Source organism: Mesorhizobium sp. MC2-1-1 (genome assembly GCF_057597255.1).
This window is the reverse complement of the sequence record NZ_CP195205.1, coordinates 4946441-4968511: the sequence shown is the minus strand read 5'-3', so window position 1 is coordinate 4968511 and position 22071 is coordinate 4946441. Positions and strand designations below refer to the sequence as shown.

The following is a 22071-nucleotide window of genomic DNA, read 5'->3' as shown; positions in this document are numbered from 1 at the left end:
CGCCTATATCTAGGACATCAAAACGGCGCGATTCGGGGCGATTTTCCAGCGTCGGATCAGCGGCATCAATCAGACAGGTTTTCATGAGCGACCAGACCGAAAGCGCCAGCGGCGCGGAAGCCGAGTACGGCGCCGATTCCATCAAGGTTTTGAAGGGGTTGGATGCCGTCCGCAAGCGGCCGGGCATGTATATCGGCGACACCGACGACGGCTCGGGCCTGCACCACATGGTCTATGAAGTGGTGGACAACGCCATCGACGAGGCGCTGGCCGGCCACGCCGACCTGGTTTCGGTGACGCTCAACCCCGACGGTTCCGTTACCGTTATCGACAATGGCCGCGGGATCCCGACCGACATCCACCCTTCTGAGGGCGTTTCGGCGGCCGAAGTCATCATGACGCAGTTGCATGCCGGCGGCAAATTCGACCAGAACTCCTACAAGGTCTCCGGCGGCCTGCATGGCGTCGGCGTGTCGGTGGTCAACGCGCTGTCGGCATGGCTCAAGCTCAAGATCCGCCGCAACGGCGAGATCTTCGAGATGAGCTTCACGCATGGCAATGCCGACGCGCCATTGAGGGTGACCGGCAGCTACGTGCAGGACAGGCAGCCGGGCACGTATGAAGGCCGTAGCGGCAGCGAGATCACCTTCTTCCCGTCGGCCGAAACCTTCACCATGGTCGAGTTCGACTACAACACGCTGGAGCACCGGCTGCGCGAACTGGCCTTCCTCAATTCAGGCGTGCGCATCGTGCTGACCGATGCGCGCCATGCCGACCTGGTGCGCAACGAACTGCATTATGACGGCGGCCTCGAGGAGTTCGTCAAGTATCTCGACCGGGTGAAGAAGCCGCTGATCGAGAAGCCGATCGCCATCCGCGCCGAGCGCGACGGCATCACCGTCGAGGTGGCGATGTGGTGGAACGACAGCTACCACGAGAATGTGCTGGCCTTCACCAACAACATCCCGCAGCGCGATGGCGGCACCCATCTGGCCGGTTTTCGCGCCGCGCTGACGCGCCAGGTCACCGGCTATGGCGAATCCTCCGGGCAGACCAAGAAGGAGAAGGTCTCGCTCACCGGCGACGATTGCCGCGAAGGGCTGACGGCCGTGCTGTCGGTCAAGGTTCCGGATCCGAAATTCTCCTCGCAGACCAAGGACAAACTGGTGTCCTCGGAGGTCAGGCCGGTCGTCGAAGGGCTGGTCAACGAGGCGCTCGGCACCTGGCTGGAAGAGCATCCGGCCGAAGGCAAGGTGGTGGTCGAGAAGGTGATCCAGGCGGCAGCCGCGAGGGAAGCCGCGCGCAAGGCGCGCGACATCACGCGCAAGAGCTCGCTTGGCGTCACCTCGCTGCCCGGCAAGCTCGCGGATTGCCAGGAGCGTGACCCGGCGAAGTCCGAGATCTTCATCGTCGAGGGTGACTCCGCCGGCGGCTCGGCCAAAGGCGGGCGTTCACGCCAGAATCAGGCGATCCTGCCGCTGCGCGGCAAGATCCTGAACGTCGAGCGGGCGCGCTTCGATCGCATGCTCTCCTCCGACATGATCGGCACGCTGATCACCGCGCTCGGCACCTCGATCGGCAAGGACGAGTTCAACGCCGACAAGCTGCGCTACCACAAGATCATCCTGATGACGGACGCCGACGTCGACGGCGCCCATATCCGCACGCTGCTGCTGACCTTCTTCTTCCGGCAGATGCCGGAGCTGATCGAACGCGGCCATCTCTACATCGCCCAGCCGCCGCTCTATAAGGTGACGCGGGGCAAGAGCTCGCAGTATCTCAAGGACGAAAGCGCCTATGAGAAATACCTGATCGAGTCGGGTCTCGACGAGGCCTCACTGGTTCTGGCCTCCGGCGAGGTGCGGACGGGACAGGACCTGCGCAGCTCCGTCGACGACGCACTGGCGGTGCGCCAGCTGATCAACGGCCTACACACGCGCTACAACCGCGGCGTCGTCGAGCAGGCGGCGATCGCCGGAGCGCTCAATGCCGACGTGCTTGAGGATCTCAGCCGCGCCAACGCCATGGCCAAACGCGTGGCCGAGCGGCTCGACATGATCGCCGAGGAGACCGAGCGCGGCTGGACCGGGCGGCTGTCGACCTCCAATGACGGCTCTGGCGGCTATGTCTTCGAACGCACGGTGCGTGGCGTGAAGGATGTGATGCAGCTCGATGCCGGACTGATCAATTCGGCCGATGCGCGCCAGCTCGACCGCTACGCGGCACGCCTGGCGGAAGTCTATGGCGAACAGCCGAGCTTGCGTCGCAAGGAAAGCTCGGAGCTGCTTTCCGGGCCGCTGGCGCTGCTCAACGCAGTGTTCGCTTCCGGCCGCAAGGGCCTGACCATGCAGCGCTACAAGGGCCTCGGCGAGATGAATGCCGAGCAGCTCTGGGAAACCACGCTAGACCCGAATGTGCGCTCGCTGCTCCAGGTCAAGGTCAACGACGCGACCGACGCCGACTCGTTGTTCTCGCGCCTGATGGGCGACGAGGTGGAACCGCGGCGCGAGTTCATCCAAGACAATGCGCTCTCGGTGGCCAACCTGGATATCTAAGCCTTGCTTTCCAAAGCCGACGCGCCGGGCCGCGTCGGCATTGCTTGCCGATCTTCAAGACATTCGCGATCCCGCCGGAACAGAAGGCCTTCCAAGACATTGTGACAACATCGGTCACGATTTTCTCAAGGAGGTAATTATGGGTCGCGGTATCTTGCTTTGGCTGCTTGGAATACCGATTCCGATCATCATTCTGATCATGCTGTTCGCGCGATAGGGGGCTGTCATGCAGTCCACGCTGTCCGCTGCTGTCGGTAGCACCGTTTCGACGGAATCCTCGGCCTCCGCCATAAGCTGGGGTCCAATCATTGCCGGCGCTTTCGCCGCTTCGACATTGAGCTTCATCCTGATGCTGCTTGGCTCCGGGCTGGGGTTGGCCATGGTTTCGCCATGGTCGGGCTCTGGCGCCTCGATTACCACTTTCGCCGTCTCGACGGCGGTGTGGCTGGTGGTCGTGCAATGGCTGTCGTCGGGAGTCGGCGGCTATCTTGCCGGACGGCTGCGCACCAAATGGGTCGACATCCACACCGACGAAGTGTTCTTTCGCGACACAGCCCACGGCCTTCTAGCCTGGGCTGTGGCGACCCTTCTGGTCGTCGGCGTGCTCGGGTCGGCGCTGACGTCGGTGCTGGGCTCCGGCGTACAGGCCGCTTCGACTGTGGCATCCGGCGCGGCAATGGGCGCCTCGGCCGGTGCGTCCGCCAATGCCGGCTCGGGCCCGGCCGATAATGCGACGTCCTATCTGGTGGATTCGCTGTTCCGGCCGGCTGATGCCAGCAAACTTGCCGCGGCGAATCCGGAAAACGATGCCGCCGCCACGGCTCAGGCCTCACATATCCTGATTGCCAGTGCGGCCGCGGGCGAAGTCTCGGCAGACGACAAAGCTTACCTGTCGCAACTCGTCGCGGCCCGCACCGGGCTTTCGGAAGCCGACGCCAAGACGCGCGTCGATACTGTGCTGGCGAAAGCGCAGGACGCGAAGGTCAAGGCAAAGCAGGCGGCTGACACGGCCCGCAAGGCGAGCGCCACTTTCGCTCTGCTTGGCGCATTGTCGCTGGTCGTCGGCGCGTTCATCGCAGGCGCCGCGGCGGCACTGGGCGGAAGGCAAAGGGACGACGAGGAAATCGCCTATATCGCCAGCCGTTAAGTGTCCTCGCACAAAAAATACAAAAAGCCCGGCACAGCCGGGCTTTTTAGCATCCGATGCTTGGCCAGTCTGACAACCTTCCGCGAAAGGTTGTCGCTCAGTGATCCATTGCCTTGACGATTTCCTCGGTCATCTTCTTGGCGTCGCCGAGCAGCATCATTGTGCCGTCCTTGTAGAAAAGCGTGTTGTCGATGCCGGCATAACCTGAGCCGAGAGAGCGCTTGACGAACAGGCAGGTGCGGGCCTTGTCGACGTCGAGGATCGGCATGCCGTAGATCGGCGAGGACTTGTCGTCGCGCGCGGACGGGTTGGTGACGTCGTTGGCGCCGATGACATAGGCGACGTCGGCCTGCGCGAATTCGGAGTTGATGTCCTCCAACTCGAACACTTCGTCGTAGGGGACGTTCGCCTCCGCCAAAAGGACGTTCATGTGGCCGGGCATGCGACCGGCCACCGGGTGGATGGCGTATTTGACCTCGACGCCGTTGGCCTTGAGCTTGTCGGCCATCTCGCGCAACGCATGCTGCGCCTGGGCGACCGCCATGCCGTAGCCAGGCACGATGATGACCTTCTGGGCGTTCATCATCAGATAGGCGGCGTCGTCGGCCGAACCCTGCTTGACGGTGCGCTCGATGCCGTCGCTGGCAACCGCCGCCGTCTCGCCGCCGAAGCCGCCGAGAATGACCGAGATGAAGGATCGGTTCATGCCCTTGCACATGATGTAGGACAGGATCGCACCCGACGAGCCGACCAGCGCGCCGGTGATGATCAGCGCAAGGTTGCCCAGGGTGAAGCCAAGCGCTGCCGCGGCCCAACCGGAATAGGAGTTCAACATCGACACCACGACCGGCATGTCGGCGCCACCGATCGGAATGATGAGCAGCACGCCGAGCACAAGCGAGGCGGCGACGATCAGCCAGAAGACGAGCTTGGCTTCGGTGGTGACGAGCAGCACGATCAGCACCACAAGGGCGACGCCGAGCGCGATGTTGATCAGGTGCCGGCCGCCGATCATGATCGGCTTGCCCGACATGCGGCCGTCGAGCTTCAGGAAGGCGATGACCGAGCCGGTGAAGGTGATGGCGCCGATGGCGACGCCAAGGCTCATTTCGACAAGCGCCTGGGCATGGATGTCGCCCGCCGTGCCGATGCCGAAGCTCTCCGGCGCGTAGATGGCGGCCGCGGCCACCATGACGGCGGCGAAACCGACGAGACTGTGGAAGGCGGCGACCAGCTGCGGCATCGAGGTCATGGCGATGCGGCGCGCGGTGACCGCGCCGATGCCGCCGCCAATGGCGAGACCGAGCACGATCAGGCCGAAGCGCCCTGCCGAGGGGGTCGCCAGCGCCAGCGTGGTGGCAATGGCAATGCCCATGCCGATCATGCCGTAGAAATTGCCCTGCCGGCTGGTGGTCGGATGCGACAGGCCGCGCAGCGCCAGGATGAACAGGATTCCGGAGACCAGATAGAGGAAGGAAGCGAGATTGACGGTCACGTCACTTTTCCTTCTTCTTGTACATGGCGAGCATGCGCTGGGTGACCAGGAAGCCGCCGAAGATATTCACTGAAACCAGCACAAGCGCGACGAAGCCGAAGCCCGCGGCAAGGCCGGAGGCGGCGATGCCGACCGCAAGCAGCGCGCCGACGACGATGACGGAAGAGATTGCGTTGGTGACGGCCATCAGCGGCGTGTGCAGCGCCGGCGTCACCGACCACACGACGTAGTAGCCGACGAATATCGCCAATACGAAGATGGCGAAGCGGAAGACGAAGGGATCGATGGCGCCGCCGGACAAGGCATGGGCAGCGCCGCCGGCGGCATCCGCCGCGCCTGGCGCGTTGTTGGCGAGATCCTGTACCGCGAGCCGTACGGCGGCGGTCGCTTGGTCGAGCTGATCCAGAGCTTTCTGCAAGGCGTCCATCACGCGGTCCCCTTAGGCTTGGCTGCGGCCTTCTTCCTCGCCGGCTTCGCGGCGGCAGCGTCGGCAACCATGGTCGTCGCCGGAATGGCCGCCGGTTCGGTACGCGGCTCTTCCGCCGCTTTGGCGAAGTTCGGATGCACGACCCGACCTCCGTCGGTCAGCATCGTAGCCTTGACCAGCTCGTCGTCGCGCTTGATGGCGAGCTGTCTGGTCGTCTTGTCGACCATCGTCTCCAGGAAGGCGTAGAGGTTCTTGGCGTAGAGCAGCGAGGCCGATGCGGCTACACGGCCCGGCACGTTGAGATGTCCGACGATCTTGACGCCGTTCTCGGTCGTCACGACCTTGCCCGGCACCGCGCCCTCGACATTGCCGCCACGCTCGACCGCGAGGTCCACTATCACCGAGCCCGGCTTCATCGACGCGACCATGGCCGCCGAGACCAGCTTCGGCGCCGGACGGCCGGGGATCAGCGCTGTAGTGATGACGATGTCCTGCTTGGCGATGTGCTCGGCGGTCAGCGCCGCCTGCTTGGCCTGGTATTCCTTCGACATTTCCTTGGCGTAGCCGCCAGCCGTCTCGGCCGCCTTGAACTCCTCGTCCTCGACCGCCAGAAATTTCGCGCCGAGCGACTGCACCTGCTCCTTCACGGCCGGACGCACGTCGGTGGCGGTGACGACTGCGCCGAGACGGCGCGCGGTGGCAATCGCCTGCAGGCCGGCGACGCCGACGCCCATGATGAAGGTCTTGGCCGCCGGCACGGTGCCGGCCGCCGTCATCATCATCGGTAATGCGCGATCATATTCGGCGGCCGCGTCGATCACCGCCTGGTAGCCGGCTAGGTTGGCCTGCGAGGACAGCACGTCCATCACCTGGGCGCGGGTGATGCGCGGCATGAATTCCATAGAGAAGGCGGTGATGCCGGCCTTGGCCATGGCGGCCACCGCGGCATCGTTGCCGTAGGGGTCCATGATGGCGATGACTGCCGCGCCGGACTTGTAGCTCTTCAACTCGGCATCCGTTGGCCGACGCACTTTCAGCACCACGTCGGCCTTCTTGGAGTCGGCCGCCGTGCCAATGATGCCGCCGGCGGCAGTGAAATCCTGGTCGGGAATGCGGGAGCCAAGGCCGGCGCCCTTCTCGACGATCACATCGAAGCCGAGACCCGCCATACGTTTGACGGTCTCCGGCGAGGCAGCGACGCGCGGCTCGTTCGGGTCAAGCTCACGAGGGATGAACACTATTTGTCCCACCGGGCGATCCTTTCGGCTGGAACCTTGTTACGCAAGGCGTCGGCCGGACGTCCGGCGACGTCGAGGGCGATGGGCTTGGAAGTCTACCGCAGAATGAGAGAGCCGATGGCCGTGACCAGGATGAACACGATGAGGCCCGAGAAGAAGCCCCCGACGAAGAAACCGAAGGCCATAGCGATAAGGATGGCGGCGCAAGCCAGCGAGCCGTATTTGGCAAGACCTAGGAAGGCCTTGTAGGTGCGGTCGTGCTCGGCATAGTCCATCTGCGCGCCAAGCTCGACCGGACCGGCGGGCGTGTGATCAGCCATGGAAGTACCCCTTCGAAAATGCCTTTGAGGCACATAGCGAAAAGCCGAAGCAAGAGCAATGGCGCTATTGCCGCACAACCGGCGACAAGAGCCTCAAACGAAAGTTGAAATTGGATACCGCTGCTGCGCCGGCGCGGTCGATGCGAGATTAGCCGGCGAGATGGGGGAAAAGGCCAAGCAGGCCGACGATGATCAGGTAAAGCGCGACGATGTAGTTGAGGAGCCGGGGCATCACCAGGATCAGCACGCCGGCGATCAGCGAGATAAGCGGTGTCAGCGCAAACGAATGGATGGTCATGCGTGTATCCTTTCTTGTGACTGGCGCACCTGTCATGGCCGGGGCGCGGACCTGATAACGGCGCAGCCGGCGAAAGGTTCATGACCTGGGTTCATGCAGCGGCGCGCAGGAACTTCGCCGTCGGCACGATCGATAGAGGGGTCAGACGGTTGATGGCCGGGTTGCCGAACATCAGCCGCTGCTCCATGGGCGTCGACTTGAAGAATGGCAGCCTTTCGAGCGTCAGGCGCATATTCTCGCCGGCGGGGATTTCGAACAGCGCGATCGAGGCAAGAACACCCGGGAAGTGCTTGGCCTCGCTTCTCTGCACGGCATTGAAGAACCGTATGTAGAATGCGGAATGCTCAAGCTTGACCGGCGTAAGAACCGAGTCCTGACCGAAGTAACAAGAGGCTACCATGGCGATCCTGAGCGTCAGGAAAGGCAGCACTCCGGGCGCCGGCGCGGCGTCGGGATCAGTTGCGAAGCGGGTTCCGTCTATGAAGGTTTCGCCGCGGGCGAGCCTCGGGAGCAATACTTCGGGATAGGCATCGATGGAAGGCGAATAGGGCTGCTCACTGGAAATATAGTGAAAGCGCAATGTACTGACCAATTCACCGTAGCAATAGACGCCGAACCGGTACGAGTTAGGCAGGTTATCCCAGCGATCCTCGAACATGCCGCTGGCGATCGGGCCGCACATACCTGAGCGCAAGTAGGAATTATAGCGAAGCCGATAGATCGCTTCCAGATCTTCGCCCCCGGTGATGAGGCGATATTCAACATGATCCAGAAGTTGCATCATAGATCGATTGAGCGCCGAGTCGACTCTAGCGCTTGCGTCCGAAGACGCACTCTTCCTCGCAGCATCCATTGTCAGTCCTCGAAGTTCCGCCTGCAAATAGGCTATTCGAGTTGAAATGAGACACAAGCTGAAAATGCGACATCGCTCATTTACCTCTTGTTAACCTTAATGGCCGCGATCGTTGCGCTGATCTCGCACGCGAAAAAGCATGCGCCGCAGCCTGCGGTCGGCTGATCCGATCCGGCGGCGGGCATCAAAGCTGTTCGAAAATGCGATCCTGAAACCCCTAGGCGGATGCCCGAGCGGTCAAGATCTCATCGGATGAAATCGCTCTTGTCTTTTTAAATGCAATTCCGGACGGAAAACCGCTTCGCACTTCTCCTGGAATTGCGTTACCCGGCCGTCCGTTTGCCGGCGATGTGAAGGTCCGCGGCGAATGGCCATGTGACGCTCGACATCGTCTCGATGCCCGACGCGCTGAGCGCGGCGCCGAAGAGGAAGCCCTGCACGAAGTCCGGCTTGACCAGATGGACCAGCGTCTTCAACTGCTCGAAGGTCTCGACTCCTTCGATGGTTACGGAAAGGCCCAATGTCCGCGACAGGCTGACGATGCCCTTGAGGAGATCGAGCGACCGCCGGTTCTGATTCAAATCGATCAGGAAAGAGCGGTCGATCTTGATCTTGTCCAGTGGCAGCTTGTGAAGATAGCTCAGGCTGGAATAACCGGTCCCGAAATCGTCGAGCGCGATGCGTGCGCCCAGCGCCTTCAATTCCTCGATCGACTCGCGCGTCAGCGACTTGTCGTCGAGCAGGGCGGTCTCGGTAACCTCTATTTCGAGCCGGTGCGCCGCAAGGCCGGACTTGGCCAGGGCCTCCCGGACCTTCTGGACGATATCGCGATTGCGGAAGTCCTTGGCCGAGAGGTTGACCGAGACGCTGGTCTGGGCCGGCCATTTGGCGCATTCGGTGCAAGCGGCCTCCAGCACGAAAGTGCTGATGTCTGAAACGATACCCATCTCCTCGGCCAAGGGGATGAAGACACTGGGTGAGATCGGGCCGAGATCGGGGTGATCCCAACGGCAGAGCGCCTCGCAACTGGCGATGCGCATGGTGCTGACGGCCACGATCGGCTGATAGACGACACGCAATTCCCTCGCCTGCACGGCGTTGCGCAGATCAGCCTTCATCAGCTGGCGATTGCGGAACGCGGCATCCATGGCCGCCTCGAACAGCCGCCAGCTGTTCTTGCCGAGTTCCTTGGCCTTATAGAGAGCAAGGTCCGCCTTGACGATCATGGCGTCTACATCGGTGTCCTTGACCCTGGACAGCACCGCGCCGCCGCTGGCCTGGATGCGCAACCCGTGGCCGGCAACGTCCACCTCGCCCTGCAGGTCCGCGAATATCTGGTCGAGCAACGTGCTGAGATGGCTCTCGTCCTCGACACGGTCGAAGAAGACCATGAACTCGTCGCCGCCGAAGCGACTGACCGTGATGCCCGGTCCGGCGATCGCCGCGAGACGCTCGGCCACGGCATAGATCAGCCCGTCGCCGACCGGATGGCCAAGCGTGTCGTTGACACTCTTGAAGTCGTCGAGATCGAGCACAGCGAGGCCGCAGAGCCGATCCTGGTCGCCGGAAGCCATCGCCTCGCCGACCAGTTCGTGAAAGTATGCGCGGTTAGGCAGGCCGGTCAGATTATCGTAGCGCGCCATGAAGCGGATCTTTTCCTCCGCCTCGACGCGGGCCGTCACGTCCTCGAAGGTAATGACGCCCAGTTCCTGACTGCCTTCGCGGGCGGAGAATTCATAGTGCTGGCCGTTGGCCAAGGAGACCAGCACCTTTCGGTCACGGCCTTCGCGGAGCGCGCGCGTGAGCTGCGCCTCGATGTAGCGGCAGTCCTTCGGCGCCAGCATGCCGCCGGCGACGCCGCGCATCAACAGGCCATGGATCGAGCGTCCAAGCAGGGCATCGCCCGATTTCAGCGACATCAGGCGCGCGGCCTCGGCATTGGCCACCGCGACGCGCGCGTCGGGGCCCAGCATGACCAGGCCGTGCGACATGGTGTTGAGCGCGCGATCGAACCGGCGCGTCAGGTTCTTGGCCTGCTTGTGACCGATGACGGCGGAGAACAGCACGTTGCGGACATGGTCGGCGCTGTTGATGGTGATGAATGTCAGCGGGATGATCATCAGGCCGAGCAGGACCGACGGGATATCCATGCGCAACAGAAGCCCGAGCGCCGCCGGGCCGATGAAAGTCACGGAGAAGATCCGCACCATCTGCGGCGAGCCGTAGTTGCGGCCGACAACCGTGACCAGGGTCGCGATCGTCAGCGACGTCGCGGCCAGCTCGGCGAAGGGATCGGGATAAACGTAGATCGATATGAAGCACAGCGAGCCAAGCCCAAGGCCCTGCAAGCTGCCCTTGAGGATGTAGTTGCGCTCCCACCGCCGGGCCTCCTCGACATTGGCTATGGTGCCACCCGCTTTCAGGAAAGCGCGTATGCCGGAGTAACGGAAAAGGCTGATGGAGAGCAGACCGAAAGAGAAGATCAGAAACAGCGGATTGTGCGTCCGCCAATAAATCATGAACCCGAGAATCCAGTAGCAAACGCCGCCGATCACCAGCATGTGCGCGTTGTCGAACAACGACCGCACAAACTGGATATAAACATCCGCCGGGATGTTCTCGGTCTTTGTTCTACCCATGCCGTTGGCCCAACACTACGCCTTGTCATGCCACAGCCGCCTTAAGAAAGGCTTAGAACGGCGCCCCATCCCGGTTGCCGAGGGTTGTGGCAAGCGGGACGGATAGGGAAATTCAGGGGGATTGGCGCCCCGTAAACGCGGCGGCGGCGATCACTCCGCCGCCCGAAGCGACGGCTCTGCCGGGGCCTGGTTCAACCGTTCGATCAACCGCGAGCGCTCGCCTGCCGCTTTCGCGGCGCCGGCCTGCCGGACATGACCATAGCCGCGGATGAGGGCCGGCACTGAGGCAAGGGCCGTCGCGGCCTCCACCCGACCCGGCGCCAGCGCGGCCGCGATGAGGTCGAGATCGGCTTCGTACTCTCTCAGCAGTTGCCGCTCCATGCGCCGTTCGGCCGTGTAGCCGAAAAGATCGAACGCGGTTCCGCGCAGGCTCCTCATCGCCGCCAGGAGCCGGAAGCCCTTCATCATCCACGGGCCGAAGCTCGATTTCCTGGGCTTGCCGTCATTGCCGCGCCGGCCGAGGATCGGCGGAGCGAGATGGAACTCGAGCTTCTCGTAGCTCTGGAACTGCTTGGCGAGGTCGGCGGCGAAAGTGCCGTCGGTGTAGAGGCGCGCCACCTCGTACTCGTCCTTTATCGCCATCAGCTTGAAGAGATTCCTGGCGACGGCCTCCGTCACCTCGGTCGAGCCGGGCACCGCCCTCGCTTCGACGGCGCGCAGCGTCGCCACGCGGTCGGCGTAGCGCCTGGCGTAGGCGACATTCTGGTAGGCGGTGAGGAAAGCGACGCGGCGGGCGATGACGTCATCCAGCGTCTCGGCGGTTTTTGGCGCCGGCTTGCCCGTCTGGGCGACCAGGCTCCGCACGAAATCGGGCTGATGCGCAGCGCGGCGGCCCCAACGGAAAGCGGCTATATTCATCGCCACCGCTTCGCCGTTCAATTCTATCGCCTTTTCAACGGCTTCGGCCGAAAGCGGCAGGCCGCCGTGCTGGAAGGCGAAGCCAAGCATGAACATGTTGGCGCCGAGCGAATTGCCGAACAAGGCGGTTGCCGTGCGGGTAGCGTCGAAGAAGTGGGCCTTTTCGTCGCCGGCCGCCGCCAGGATCGCCTTCTTCAGCCGCTCGACCGGCAGCGAGAAGTCGGCCGACCGGGTGAATTCGCCGGGCATGATCTCGGCGGTATTGGCAAGGAAGATCGTGTGGCCCTCGCGGACCGCGCCCAGCACCTTCTTGGCGCCGGAAACGACGAGGTCGCAGCCGAGCACGAGGTCGGCCTTGCCGGCCGAAACGCGAATGGCGTGGATATCCTCGGGCGTGGGCGCAATGCGGACATGGGTGAAGACCGAGCCGCCCTTCTGGGCAAGGCCCGCCATGTCGATCATGCCGCAGCCCTTGCCTTCCAGATGCGCGGCCATGCCGAGCACCGCGCCGACGGTGACGACGCCGGTGCCGCCGACGCCGTCGATGATCGCCGCCCAGCCTTGGTTGCCCATGCGGAACTCGGCCGGCACCGGCACGCCGTCCAGGGGATCGGCCCTGCCGGCGATGCCCTCGGCCTTCCTGATCTTGCCGCCATGCACGGTGACGAAAGACGGGCAGAAGCCGTTGAGGCAGGAAAAATCCTTGTTGCAGCTCGATTGGTCAATCCGGCGCTTGCGGCCGAATTCGGTCTCCACCGGTTGGATCGAGACGCAGTTCGACTGCACGCCGCAATCGCCGCAGCCCTCGCAGACCAATTCGTTGATGAAGACGCGCTTGTCCGGATCTGGGAAGGTGCCGCGCTTGCGGCGACGGCGCTTTTCGGCGGCGCAGGTCTGGTCATAGAGAAGCACCGAGACGCCTTTCACGTCGCGCAACTCGCGCTGGACAAGGTCGAGATCGTCGCGGTGATGGACGGTTATGCCGGCCGGGAAATCGGCCTTGCCGGCATATTTGCCGGGCTCGTCGGTGACGACGGCGATGCGGTCGACGCCCTCGGCACGCACTTGTCTGGCGATCATGTCGACGGTGAGCCCGCCTTCATGCGGCTGGCCGCCGGTCATGGCGACGGCATCGTTGTAGAGGATCTTGTAGGTGATGTTGGCGCCGGAGGACAGCGCGAAGCGGATCGCCAGCGCGCCCGAGTGGTTGTAGGTGCCGTCGCCGAGATTCTGGAAGATGTGGTCGCGTTTGGAGAACGGCGCCTGGCCGACCCATTGCGCGCCCTCGCCGCCCATCGCCGTGAAACCGACCGTATTCCTGTCCATCCACAGCGCCATGAAATGGCAGCCGATGCCGGCGGCGGCCAGCGAGCCGTCCGGCACCTTGGTGGACGAATTATGTGGGCAGCCCGAGCAGAAGAAAGGCGTGCGCGATCCGATATCGAAGGTGTCGGCGAGCATCGCCTGGAACTGGCGCAGCTTCGCCACGCGCGCCGCGATCTCCTCCGACGGGCCGATGGTGCGCAGGATCCGCTCGCCGAGCGCGATGGCGATCTCGTTGGGGTCGAGCGCGCCTTTGGCCGGAAACAGCCAGTCGCCGCGCTCGTCCTTCTTGCCGACGATGGCCGGCTGTGCGGCGGTGCCGTAGAGGTTCTCGCGCAGTTGCACCTCGATCAGCGAGCGCTTTTCCTCAACGACAACGATGGTGTCGAGGCCGCGGGCAAATTCGGCGATATGCTGATAGTCGAGCGGCCAGGGGCAGCCGACCTTGAACAGGCGGATGCCGATGCGGTTCGCGACCTCCTCATCTATGCCGATATCCTCGAGCGCCTGGCGGACGTCGAGATAGCTCTTGCCGATGGTGATGACGCCAAGCTTCGGCTTACGGCCGCCGGAATAGACGATGCGGTTCAGGGCGTTCGCCTGGATGAATGCCGAAGCGGCGGCGCGCTTGTATTCATGCAGCCGCTCTTCCTGCCCGAGCATGTCGATCTCGTGGCGGATGTTCAGACCGCCCGGCGGCATGTCGAATTCGGGAATGACGATGTTGAGGCGCTCGATCGAAGCGTCGACCGACGCCGTCGATTCGATGTTGTCCTTGACGCATTTGATCGCCGCCCAGGTGCCGGCGAAGCGCGACATGGCAAAGCCGTAGAGGCCATAATCGATGATCTCCTGGACGCCGGCCGGATTGAGGATCGGCACCATGGTGTCGACGAACAGGAATTCGGTTGCGTGCGCATTGGTCGAGGATTCGGCCATATGGTCGTCGCCCATCAGGGCAAGCACGCCGCCATGTTTCGACGAGCCGGCAAGATTGGCGTGGCGGAAGACGTCACCGGACCGATCGACCCCCGGGCCCTTGCCGTACCAGAGCGAAAAAACGCCATCATGCGTGCCCTCGCCCAGCAATTCGGTCTGCTGCGAACCCCAGCAGGCGGTGGCGGCGAGTTCCTCGTTGAGGCCCGGCTGGAAGACAATGTCGGATTGCGCGAGCTGTTTTTTCGCCCGCCACAGCTGCATGTCGAGGCCGCCCAGCGGAGAGCCGCGATAGCCGGAAACGAAGCCCGCTGTGTTGAGGCCGGCGCGGCGGTCGCGCTCGCGCTGCATCAAAAGCATGCGCACGACGGCCTGGGCGCCGGACAGGAAGACTCGCTCCTTGCCAAGGTCGAACTTGTCGTCGAGCGCGACGTCGTGCAGCGTCATCAGGTATTTCCTCTACGGAGGCGCCTCAAATCAGGCAGCCAGCGTCGGAGTGGGACGCCGCAGTCTTTCTTCCCTTGGCGGAGAGGTCAAACAAAATCGCAGGAGCCAGATAACACGCAACAGACGGTCTGGCGAGCGGCCGGCGGCGCACGCAAGATCATGCTAACCGCTTTGTGAGGACCAGAGATTCGCGGCTCAGGTCGCCTTCGAGCAATCCGGCTTCAGATCCCCGGGCAGCTTGCCGTCAGGATGGCCGGCGAGGTCCGGGTTGAGCTCGTAGTTTGGCCCTATCACCAGCGGCCGGTCCGGTAGCATCGTCTGGTCCTCGGACGAGGTCATCGTGGTGTCGATGCTCTGCAGCAGCGTGCCGCTCGAATCCTCGATTCGGATCGAGACGGCATAGGGCTTGTCCTTGACCACGCAGGTAAGGGGTGGGCTGGTCAGCGTTATGTGGGGCAGCTTCGGCCAGATCTTCTGGTTGACGATGATGGGGGCGCCGCCTGCCGGGTTCTGGAAGCTCACGACCGCCACCTGACCCTCCTCCATCGGCCGCAGCGGCTTCAGCGTGATGACATAGGTTGCGATGGCCAGGCGATAGTTGAACTCGAACAGCTTGCCAGAGATGGCGAAAAGCTGGTCCTTGCCCGTGTCGCGGCAGGCGCCGAGCGCCAACGCGCCAATCAGGGCGATGCAAACGACGATCGAACGCGAGAACCTCTCAGGCATTGCTGATCTCCCTCGCCGCCGTGCGGCGTCGATAATAACGATTGGCCTTCTGCCGGTTGCCGCAGACGGCCATGTCGCACCAGAGACGACTGGAGTTGCGGCTGCGGTCGAGGAACAGCCAGCTGCAATTGGGACATATCCTGAGCCTCGCGACGGTGTCGTCGCGCAGAAGCGAAAGCGCCGACACGGCGAGCGCCGCCTCGAAGGCCATCGGAGTCGCCGGATCGCCGAAGGGCCGACCGGGGGCGCCGATTTCGGCAGCGCCGTCCGACAGCCCTTCCGCGCACGCCATCAGGAAACCCCGCAAGAGCCCGGCGGCGATGGCGCCTTTCGACACGGCATGGCGGAACAGACGATCGGTCGTCTCGCGGATGGCAATGACAGCGGGCTTTATGTGGCCCGGGTCCGGCGCCTCCAGCCGCCGGCCGCCGAGTTCAGTGGCGCGGAAACCGCTGGCCGCCTCGGCGAAGCGGGCGATCTCGGCGGGATCGTCGAAACGGTCGAAAGTCTTTTCCGGATCGTCGCGCAGGACCACGGTGTTCGCCGTGTCGAGCGCAAGGATGCCACCGGTAAAGCGATGTGGGGTCCAAGAGACTGCCATGAACGAAATCTAACCGATAAAACGCGTTTGACAAGTTAGATTCCGAATGTAACGGTCCGTCTGAAGGTCAGGGTGTACGATCCTAGGGATGCCGCATGCTCTATTTCTTCCAGCAGGTGCTGAACGGGCTGCATTCGGGCGCGCTCTACGCGCTGCTTGCTTTCGGCTATGTGCTGACCAACGGGATCCTGCATCGCACCAATCTGGCCTATGGCGGGCTGTTCGCCTTCTGCGGCCAGACGATGATCCTGACCGCGGCCTTCGGCTACCAGGCGCTATGGCTCACCCTCGCCGCCTCGGTGGCGCTCGGGGTGGCCGCGGCCCTGCTCTACGCGGCGCTGATCAGCCATGTCCTGTCGCGCAGCGTGTTCGAGAGGCTGGCCGGTCGCTCGCCCAACGCCATCGTGGTGACGACGCTCGGCATCCTGATCTTCCTGTCGGAAGCCAGCCGCATCGCCGCCGACACGCATGATCTGTGGCTGCCGCCGATGCTGGCCAATCCCGTCATTTTCGCCGAGGGTGACGGCTTCAAGGTCACGCTCACCGTCATCCAACTGCTCGATTGCGCTTGTGTGATCGCGATGGTGGCGCTGGCGGCCTGGCTGTTTTCGCATTCGCATTTCGGCCGCGCCTGGCGCGCCGTTTCCGACGATCCGAAAGCGGCGGCAATGTGTGGCGTCGATGTGCGCGCGGTGTTCCGCCGCGCCGTTCTGTTCGGCGGCTTCTGCGCGGCTTTGGCGGGCGTGCTTGCCGGTCTCTATTACGGCAATGTCAGCTTCGGCACCGGTCTGGTCTACGGCCTCAAGATCCTGTTCGTGACGGCAGTCGGCGGCTATCTGTCGCCGCTCAAGGCGGCACTGGGCGCCGCGGCCTTCGGCATGGCGGAATCGCTCTGGGCCGGCTACTTCCCGCTCGAATGGCGTGACGCCTGGATCTACCTCTTCCTCGTCGCAATGCTGGTGCTGATCGGCGCCGGACGCGACCAGGCCAAGATCGCCTGAACTCAAGACTTTCGTTGCCCCCAAGATTTCGTTGCCCAAGACTTTCGTTGCATGACGCATCGTCAAGCGGCGACATTCCGCCGCTGTCCGGCGTGCTGATCCGTTTGCCGCGGCTTTGTCAGGTTGACCAACCGGACCACGCACTGCATACCGTTGGGCCAAGCGGCGCGACACCGGAGGGGGAATCGGGCGCACCGCAAGGCCAGGGAGGATATGCATGGCAGGGCTGCTCGCTCTATCCAGGACGATCGACCGCATCAACGAGTTCATCGGCCGCTGGGTCTCCTGGCTGATCCTGCTCGCGGTCCTGGTGAGCGCGGGCAATGCCATCATCCGCAAGGTATTCGACACCTCCTCCAATGCCTGGCTCGAGCTGCAATGGTACTTGTTCGGCGCCGCCTTCATGCTGGCCGCCGCCTACACGCTGAAGCAGAACGACCATATCCGCATCGACATCGTCTACGGCATGTTTTCGCGGCGCGTGCAGCACTGGATCGACCTGCTCGGCCACCTCTTCTTCCTGATGCCTTTCGTCGTGCTGATGGTGATCTATTTCGTCCCTTACGTGTCGCTGTCGGTCCGCAGCGGCGAGATGTCGACCAATGCCGGCGGCCTGATCGTCTGGCCCGCAAAGGCGATCCTGCTCGCCGGCTTCTTCCTGCTCGCACTGCAAGGGGTTTCCGAGATCATCAAGAAGGTCGCCATCATGCGCGGCGACATGGACGATCCCAACCCCTTCATATCGGCGCATGAACAGGCCGAGCTCGAAGCGAAGGCGCTCGCGGAAGAAGCCAAGGCGTTCGCGGGCGAGGTCCGCCCATGATCGAATTCATCGCGCAGAACATGGCGCCGATCATGTTCGCCTCGTTGATCATTTTCCTTTTGATCGGTTATCCCGTCGCCTTTTCGCTCGCCGCGAACGGATTGCTTTTCTTCTTCATCGGCGTGCTGGTCTCGCCCTATTCCGGCGGGTCGATCAACCTCGCCTGGCCGTTGCTGCATGCGCTGCCCGACAATTTCTATGGCACCAGGGTGATGTCCAACGACACGCTGCTGGCGATACCCTTCTTCACCTTCATGGGCATCGTGCTCGAACGATCCGGCATGGCCGAGGACCTGCTCGATACGATCGGCCAGTTGTTCGGGCCGATCCGCGGCGGCCTCGCCTATGCGGTCATCTTCGTGGGCGCGCTGCTTGCAGCCACCACCGGCGTCGTGGCGGCTTCCGTGATCGCCATGGGACTGATCTCGCTGCCGATCATGCTGCGCTACGGCTATGACCGCAGGCTCGCCTCAGGCGTGATAGCCGCCTCCGGCACGCTGGCGCAGATCATCCCACCCTCGCTGGTGCTGATCGTGCTTGCCGACCAACTCGGCCGCTCGGTCGGCGACATGTATGCCGGCGCGCTGATCCCCGGCCTCGTGCTCACCAGCATCTACATGCTCTACATCCTGATCATGTCGATCGTCCGGCCGAATTCGATGCCGGCATTGCCGCTCGAGGCGCGCACGCTGGGCCATGGCGTCGTGTCGCTGGTCGTCGCCCTGCTGGTCGCGGGCGCGATCTCCTACGCGGCGTACCGCTATCTCGCGCCGACCCATGGCGACAATGCAGACATACTTGGCGCCACTGTCGGCGTGATCGTAATCTATATCGTCGCGATCGCCGATAAGCGGCTGAACATCAATATCATGTCGAAGCTGGCGCAGCAGGTGGTGATCGTGCTGATCCCGCCGCTGGCGCTGATCTTCCTGGTTCTGGGCACCATATTCCTCGGCATAGCGACGCCGACCGAGGGCGGCGCCATGGGCTCCGTTGGAGCCTTGATCATGGCGGCGGCCAAGGGTCGGCTGTCGCTCGACGTCATCAAGCAGGCGCTGGCCTCGACGACCAGGCTTTCGTCCTTCGTGCTGTTCATCCTGATCGGCGCGCGTGTGTTTTCGCTGACCTTCTACGGCGTCAACGGCCATATCTGGGTCGAGCATCTGCTGACTTCGCTGCCCGGCGGCGAGACCGGCTTCCTGATCGGCGTCAACATCCTGGTTTTCGTGCTCGCCTTCTTCCTCGATTTCTTCGAGCTCGCCTTCATCATCGTGCCGCTGCTGGCGCCGGCCGCCGACAAGCTCGGCATCGACCTGATCTGGTTTGGCGTGCTGCTCGGCGTCAACATGCAGACCAGCTTCATGCATCCGCCCTTCGGCTTCGCGCTGTTCTACCTGCGCTCGGTCGCGGCCCGCGTGCCCTACCTCGACAGGATCACCGGCAAGCAGGTTGCGCCGGTCACCACCGGGCAGATCTATTGGGGTGCCGTGCCATTCGTCTGCATCCAGGTGATCATGATCGCGCTCACCATCGCCTTCCCGCAAATGGTGATGCGCTACAAGGGCGCCGCGGTGGAGCCCAGCACCATCGACCTGAAGCTGCCCGACATGCCGTCGCTGTCGCCGCTCGGCACGACGCCGGCGGACAATGGCGCGGCTCCGGCTGGCGCGCCGGCGGCGCCCGGCTCGCCCGACCTGTCGCAGCCGCCAAATTTCGGCGACACGGCGCCTGCCAAGCCGGCGGCGCCGGCGCCGGACCTTTCGAAGCCACCGAGTTTCAATTGAGGGAACCGCGTCATGAGAGCCGTTCGGCTGGAAGCAATCGGCAACATCGCGCTTAGCGAGGTGGAAAAGCCTTCGCCGGGACCGGAAGATGTCCTGGTGCGGATCGAGGCCTGCGGCGTCTGCGGCACGGACCGGCACCTTTTCCATGGCGAGTTTCCCTGCACGCCGCCGGTGACGCTCGGCCATGAATTCTCGGGCATCGTCGAAGCCGTCGGCGCGGCGGTATCGAGCATTGCCATCGGCGACCGTGTCACCGGCGATCCCAACATCGCCTGCGGGCGCTGCGCTCATTGCCATGCCGGCCGCGTCAATCTCTGCAGCAATTTGCGCGCCATCGGCATCCACCGCGATGGCGGCTTTGCCGATTATGTGCTGATGCCGCACAAGCAGGCGTTCAAGCTGCCGGCAAAACTCAAGCCGACGCATGGCGCCTTCTGCGAGCCGCTCGCCTGCTGCCTGCACGGCGTCGACCTTGCCGCGATCAGGCCGGGTGCTTCGGTCGCGGTGCTTGGCGGCGGCGTCATCGGCCTGCTCGTCGTTCAGTTGGCCAAGCTTGCCGGCGCGGCGACCATCATCCTATCTACCAGGCAGGCTTCGCGCCGCGCGCTTGCCGCGGAACTCGGCGCGACCGCGACGATCGATCCGGGCGCCGGCGACCCGATCGCGGCCGTCGCCGGCCCGAATGGCCTGGCGCCCGGCGGCGTCGACGTGGTGCTGGAATGCGCCGGGGTGCGCGACACGGTCGAGCAGTCGATGCGGATGGCAAGGGCCGGCGGCACGGTCGTCATCGTCGGCGTGGTGCCGCAAGGCATGAAGGTGGAAGTCGAGCCGTTCGACCTTCTGTTCCGGGAATTGAAGGTGCTGGGTTCCTTCCTCAACCCGTTCACGCATGGAAGGGCGGCTCAGCTGATCGCCTCGGGCGCGATCGAGATCGACAAGCTGATTTCCAAGCAGGTCAGCCTAGAGGAGGCGCCTCAGGTGATCGCCAGCCCGCCGACGCCGGGCGAGGTCAAGGTGCTGGTGGTGCCGGGCGGAGGCTGATCAGTTGCGCTATCGACAGGCCGCTCAAAGACAACGTCCAGGATAATCATCGTCGGATTGAGCTCTGTGGCAGCGGTATGGATCACGCGATTCACGCGGTACAAATCTGTGCTCAGTACGCCCCCGTCGTTGCGCCTGCGGTCATAGCGCTCCAAACCGCTTGAGATGGAAAGGACCTCGGTCAATTGACCGAGGTCCTTGAGTAAGGTGCGCCAGACCGGCCTACAGCTTGTTGTTGCGCTGCTGCACCATCATGAAGGTGTCGTAATTGTATTCGGCGACCTGGGCCCAGAGATAGTGCTCCTTGCGGAAGGCCTTGATCGACTCCCAGATCTTCTTGAACGGCGCATTGTTGGATTCCATCTCGGCATAGACCTCGTTGGCCTTGTCGAAGCAGGCCGCCATGATCTCCTGGCTGAACGGCCTGAGCTTCGCGCCGCCGGCCACGAGCCGCCGCACTGCCGGCGGATTCACATAGTCGTATTTCTGCAGCATGTTGGCGTCCGCCGCCTGCGCCGCGGTGCGCAGCAGCGATTTGTAGGTCGGCGAAAGCTCCTCGTATTTCGCCTTGTTGAACAGCAGGTGGACGGTCGGGCCGCCCTCCCACCACCCGGGATAATAGTAGTAGGGAGCGACCTTGTAGAAGCCGAGCTTCTCGTCGTCATAGGGGCCGACCCATTCGGCGGCGTCGATGGTGCCCTTTTCGAGCGCCGGGTAGATGTCGCCGCCGGCGATCTGCTGCGGCACCACGCCGAGCCTCTCGATGACCTTGCCGGCAAAGCCGCCGATGCGCATCTTGAGGCCGGACAGATCGGCAACGCTGTTGATTTCCTTGCGGAACCAGCCGCCCATCTGAACGCCGGTGTTGCCGCCGGGCAGGCCGAACAACCCTTGCGCTCCGAGGAATTCATTGAACAAATCGATGCCGCCGCCATGATAGTGCCAGGCGTTCATGCCGCGCGCGTTGAGCGAGAAGGGCACGGCGGCGCCCAGCGCCCAGGTCGGATCCTTGCCCCAGTAATAGTAAGCCACCGTGTGGGAGGCCTCGACGGTGCCGGCGGCGGTGGCGTCGGCCGCCTGCAGGCCGGGCACCAGTTCGCCAGCGGCGAAAACCTGAATCTGGAAATTACCGTCGGTCGCTTCGGACAGCATCTTGGAGAAGACCTCAGCGCCGCCATAGATCGTGTCGAGCGACTTCGGGAAGGACGATGCCAGCCTCCAGGTGACTTTCGGGTTGGACTGGGCAATTGCGGGCGTGGCAAGTGCCGCCGCGGCTGCCGCGGCGCCCACGCCGGATGCACCGGCCTTGCGGATGAATGAACGACGATCCATGCAGTTTCCTCCCTTGCGGATGAGCTGACCGATGTCAGGGCATCCTCATCACCCCGGATCGGTTGGCGAGAAACATACACGGGCAAGAAGTCGAGTCCAGCGCCGCGGCAAAGGTTGCCGCCATACAGCCCCCATCTGCAACTATAGTCTAAAGCCGTCGTCCCTGG

The 22071-nt window shown here is 63.6% G+C and carries 17 protein-coding genes; 6 read left to right on the top strand and 11 right to left on the bottom strand.

The window, feature by feature from the left end:
• The first annotated feature begins 83 nt into the window (after window positions 1-83).
• Both gyrB and ACR64R_RS24555 read left to right on the top strand, forming a co-directional pair.
• Window positions 84-2555 (top strand): DNA topoisomerase (ATP-hydrolyzing) subunit B, encoded by a 2472-nt coding sequence (gene gyrB / locus ACR64R_RS24560; protein ID WP_487358832.1) that lies wholly within the window; start codon window positions 84-86, stop codon window positions 2553-2555.
• Between the two features lie 226 nt (window positions 2556-2781).
• The gene (locus tag ACR64R_RS24555; RefSeq protein WP_487358831.1) at window positions 2782-3702 is read left to right on the top strand and encodes a hypothetical protein; all 921 of its coding nucleotides are present in this window, start codon (window positions 2782-2784) and stop codon (window positions 3700-3702) included.
• A gap of 97 nt (window positions 3703-3799) precedes the next feature.
• On the opposite strand, the gene ACR64R_RS24550 is transcribed toward ACR64R_RS24555, so the two are convergent.
• From ACR64R_RS24550 to ACR64R_RS24505, 10 genes are all read right to left on the bottom strand, one after another.
• The gene (locus ACR64R_RS24550; protein WP_487358830.1) at window positions 3800-5197 is read right to left on the bottom strand and encodes an NAD(P)(+) transhydrogenase (Re/Si-specific) subunit beta; all 1398 of its coding nucleotides are present in this window, start codon (window positions 5195-5197) and stop codon (window positions 3800-3802) included.
• Window position 5198: 1 nt separating this feature from the next.
• Window positions 5199-5624: a proton-translocating transhydrogenase family protein gene (locus ACR64R_RS24545; protein ID WP_041000216.1), complete on the bottom strand. Its 426-nt coding sequence runs from the start codon at window positions 5622-5624 to the stop codon at window positions 5199-5201.
• Window positions 5624-6874, bottom strand: a complete 1251-nt coding sequence (locus tag ACR64R_RS24540) for a Re/Si-specific NAD(P)(+) transhydrogenase subunit alpha (RefSeq protein WP_487358829.1) — start codon at window positions 6872-6874, stop codon at window positions 5624-5626. The genes ACR64R_RS24545 and ACR64R_RS24540 overlap by 1 nt, the downstream gene beginning before the upstream one ends.
• 83 nt (window positions 6875-6957) lie before the next feature.
• Window positions 6958-7182, bottom strand: coding sequence for an aa3-type cytochrome c oxidase subunit IV (locus tag ACR64R_RS24535; RefSeq protein ID WP_487358828.1), 225 nt, complete (start codon window positions 7180-7182; stop codon window positions 6958-6960).
• A gap of 148 nt (window positions 7183-7330) precedes the next feature.
• Window positions 7331-7480, bottom strand: coding sequence for a DUF3096 domain-containing protein (locus ACR64R_RS24530; protein WP_487358827.1), 150 nt, complete (start codon window positions 7478-7480; stop codon window positions 7331-7333).
• 91 nt (window positions 7481-7571) lie between these two features.
• Window positions 7572-8333, bottom strand: a complete 762-nt coding sequence (locus ACR64R_RS24525; protein WP_487358826.1) for an N-acyl amino acid synthase FeeM domain-containing protein — start codon at window positions 8331-8333, stop codon at window positions 7572-7574.
• Between the two features lie 323 nt (window positions 8334-8656).
• Window positions 8657-10972, bottom strand: a complete 2316-nt coding sequence (locus ACR64R_RS24520; protein WP_487358825.1) for a putative bifunctional diguanylate cyclase/phosphodiesterase — start codon at window positions 10970-10972, stop codon at window positions 8657-8659.
• A 150-nt stretch (window positions 10973-11122) separates the two neighbouring features.
• On the bottom strand, window positions 11123-14596 hold the full coding sequence (locus ACR64R_RS24515) for an indolepyruvate ferredoxin oxidoreductase family protein (RefSeq protein ID WP_487358824.1): 3474 nt from the start codon (window positions 14594-14596) through the stop codon (window positions 11123-11125).
• A gap of 195 nt (window positions 14597-14791) precedes the next feature.
• Window positions 14792-15322, bottom strand: coding sequence for a hypothetical protein (locus tag ACR64R_RS24510; protein WP_487358823.1), 531 nt, complete (start codon window positions 15320-15322; stop codon window positions 14792-14794).
• Window positions 15315-15923, bottom strand: coding sequence for a CGNR zinc finger domain-containing protein (locus ACR64R_RS24505; protein WP_487358822.1), 609 nt, complete (start codon window positions 15921-15923; stop codon window positions 15315-15317). Before ACR64R_RS24505 ends, ACR64R_RS24510 begins: the two co-directional genes overlap by 8 nt.
• A gap of 95 nt (window positions 15924-16018) precedes the next feature.
• On the opposite strand from ACR64R_RS24505, the gene ACR64R_RS24500 reads away from it, so the two are divergent.
• The 4 genes from ACR64R_RS24500 to ACR64R_RS24485 all read left to right on the top strand — a co-directional run bounded on the left by ACR64R_RS24500 (window position 16019) and on the right by ACR64R_RS24485 (window position 20572).
• Window positions 16019-16924, top strand: coding sequence for a branched-chain amino acid ABC transporter permease (locus ACR64R_RS24500; RefSeq protein ID WP_487358821.1), 906 nt, complete (start codon window positions 16019-16021; stop codon window positions 16922-16924).
• Window positions 16925-17141: 217 nt separating this feature from the next.
• Window positions 17142-17747 (top strand): TRAP transporter small permease subunit, encoded by a 606-nt coding sequence (locus tag ACR64R_RS24495; RefSeq protein WP_487358820.1) that lies wholly within the window; start codon window positions 17142-17144, stop codon window positions 17745-17747.
• On the top strand, window positions 17744-19531 hold the full coding sequence (locus tag ACR64R_RS24490; RefSeq protein WP_487358819.1) for a TRAP transporter large permease: 1788 nt from the start codon (window positions 17744-17746) through the stop codon (window positions 19529-19531). Before ACR64R_RS24495 ends, ACR64R_RS24490 begins: the two co-directional genes overlap by 4 nt.
• A 12-nt stretch (window positions 19532-19543) precedes the next feature.
• Window positions 19544-20572 (top strand): zinc-dependent alcohol dehydrogenase family protein, encoded by a 1029-nt coding sequence (locus ACR64R_RS24485; protein ID WP_487358818.1) that lies wholly within the window; start codon window positions 19544-19546, stop codon window positions 20570-20572.
• A gap of 222 nt (window positions 20573-20794) precedes the next feature.
• On the opposite strand, the gene ACR64R_RS24480 is transcribed toward ACR64R_RS24485, so the two are convergent.
• Window positions 20795-21904, bottom strand: a complete 1110-nt coding sequence (locus ACR64R_RS24480) for a TRAP transporter substrate-binding protein (RefSeq protein ID WP_487358817.1) — start codon at window positions 21902-21904, stop codon at window positions 20795-20797.
• Between the last annotated feature and the right edge of the window lie 167 nt (window positions 21905-22071).

Coding starts and splice junctions, on each gene's coding strand:
- gyrB (WP_487358832.1), top strand. CDS start 84: ATGAGCGACCAGACCGAAAGCGCCAGCGGCGCGGAAGCCGAGTACGGC.
- ACR64R_RS24555 (WP_487358831.1), top strand. CDS start 2,782: ATGCAGTCCACGCTGTCCGCTGCTGTCGGTAGCACCGTTTCGACGGAA.
- ACR64R_RS24545 (WP_041000216.1), bottom strand. CDS start 5,624: ATGGACGCCTTGCAGAAAGCTCTGGATCAGCTCGACCAAGCGACCGCC.
- ACR64R_RS24535 (WP_487358828.1), bottom strand. CDS start 7,182: ATGGCTGATCACACGCCCGCCGGTCCGGTCGAGCTTGGCGCGCAGATG.
- ACR64R_RS24530 (WP_487358827.1), bottom strand. CDS start 7,480: ATGACCATCCATTCGTTTGCGCTGACACCGCTTATCTCGCTGATCGCC.
- ACR64R_RS24525 (WP_487358826.1), bottom strand. CDS start 8,333: ATGGATGCTGCGAGGAAGAGTGCGTCTTCGGACGCAAGCGCTAGAGTC.
- ACR64R_RS24520 (WP_487358825.1), bottom strand. CDS start 10,972: ATGGGTAGAACAAAGACCGAGAACATCCCGGCGGATGTTTATATCCAG.
- ACR64R_RS24515 (WP_487358824.1), bottom strand. CDS start 14,596: ATGACGCTGCACGACGTCGCGCTCGACGACAAGTTCGACCTTGGCAAG.
- ACR64R_RS24510 (WP_487358823.1), bottom strand. CDS start 15,322: ATGCCTGAGAGGTTCTCGCGTTCGATCGTCGTTTGCATCGCCCTGATT.
- ACR64R_RS24505 (WP_487358822.1), bottom strand. CDS start 15,923: ATGGCAGTCTCTTGGACCCCACATCGCTTTACCGGTGGCATCCTTGCG.
- ACR64R_RS24500 (WP_487358821.1), top strand. CDS start 16,019: ATGCTCTATTTCTTCCAGCAGGTGCTGAACGGGCTGCATTCGGGCGCG.
- ACR64R_RS24495 (WP_487358820.1), top strand. CDS start 17,142: ATGGCAGGGCTGCTCGCTCTATCCAGGACGATCGACCGCATCAACGAG.
- ACR64R_RS24490 (WP_487358819.1), top strand. CDS start 17,744: ATGATCGAATTCATCGCGCAGAACATGGCGCCGATCATGTTCGCCTCG.
- ACR64R_RS24485 (WP_487358818.1), top strand. CDS start 19,544: ATGAGAGCCGTTCGGCTGGAAGCAATCGGCAACATCGCGCTTAGCGAG.
- ACR64R_RS24480 (WP_487358817.1), bottom strand. CDS start 21,904: ATGGATCGTCGTTCATTCATCCGCAAGGCCGGTGCATCCGGCGTGGGC.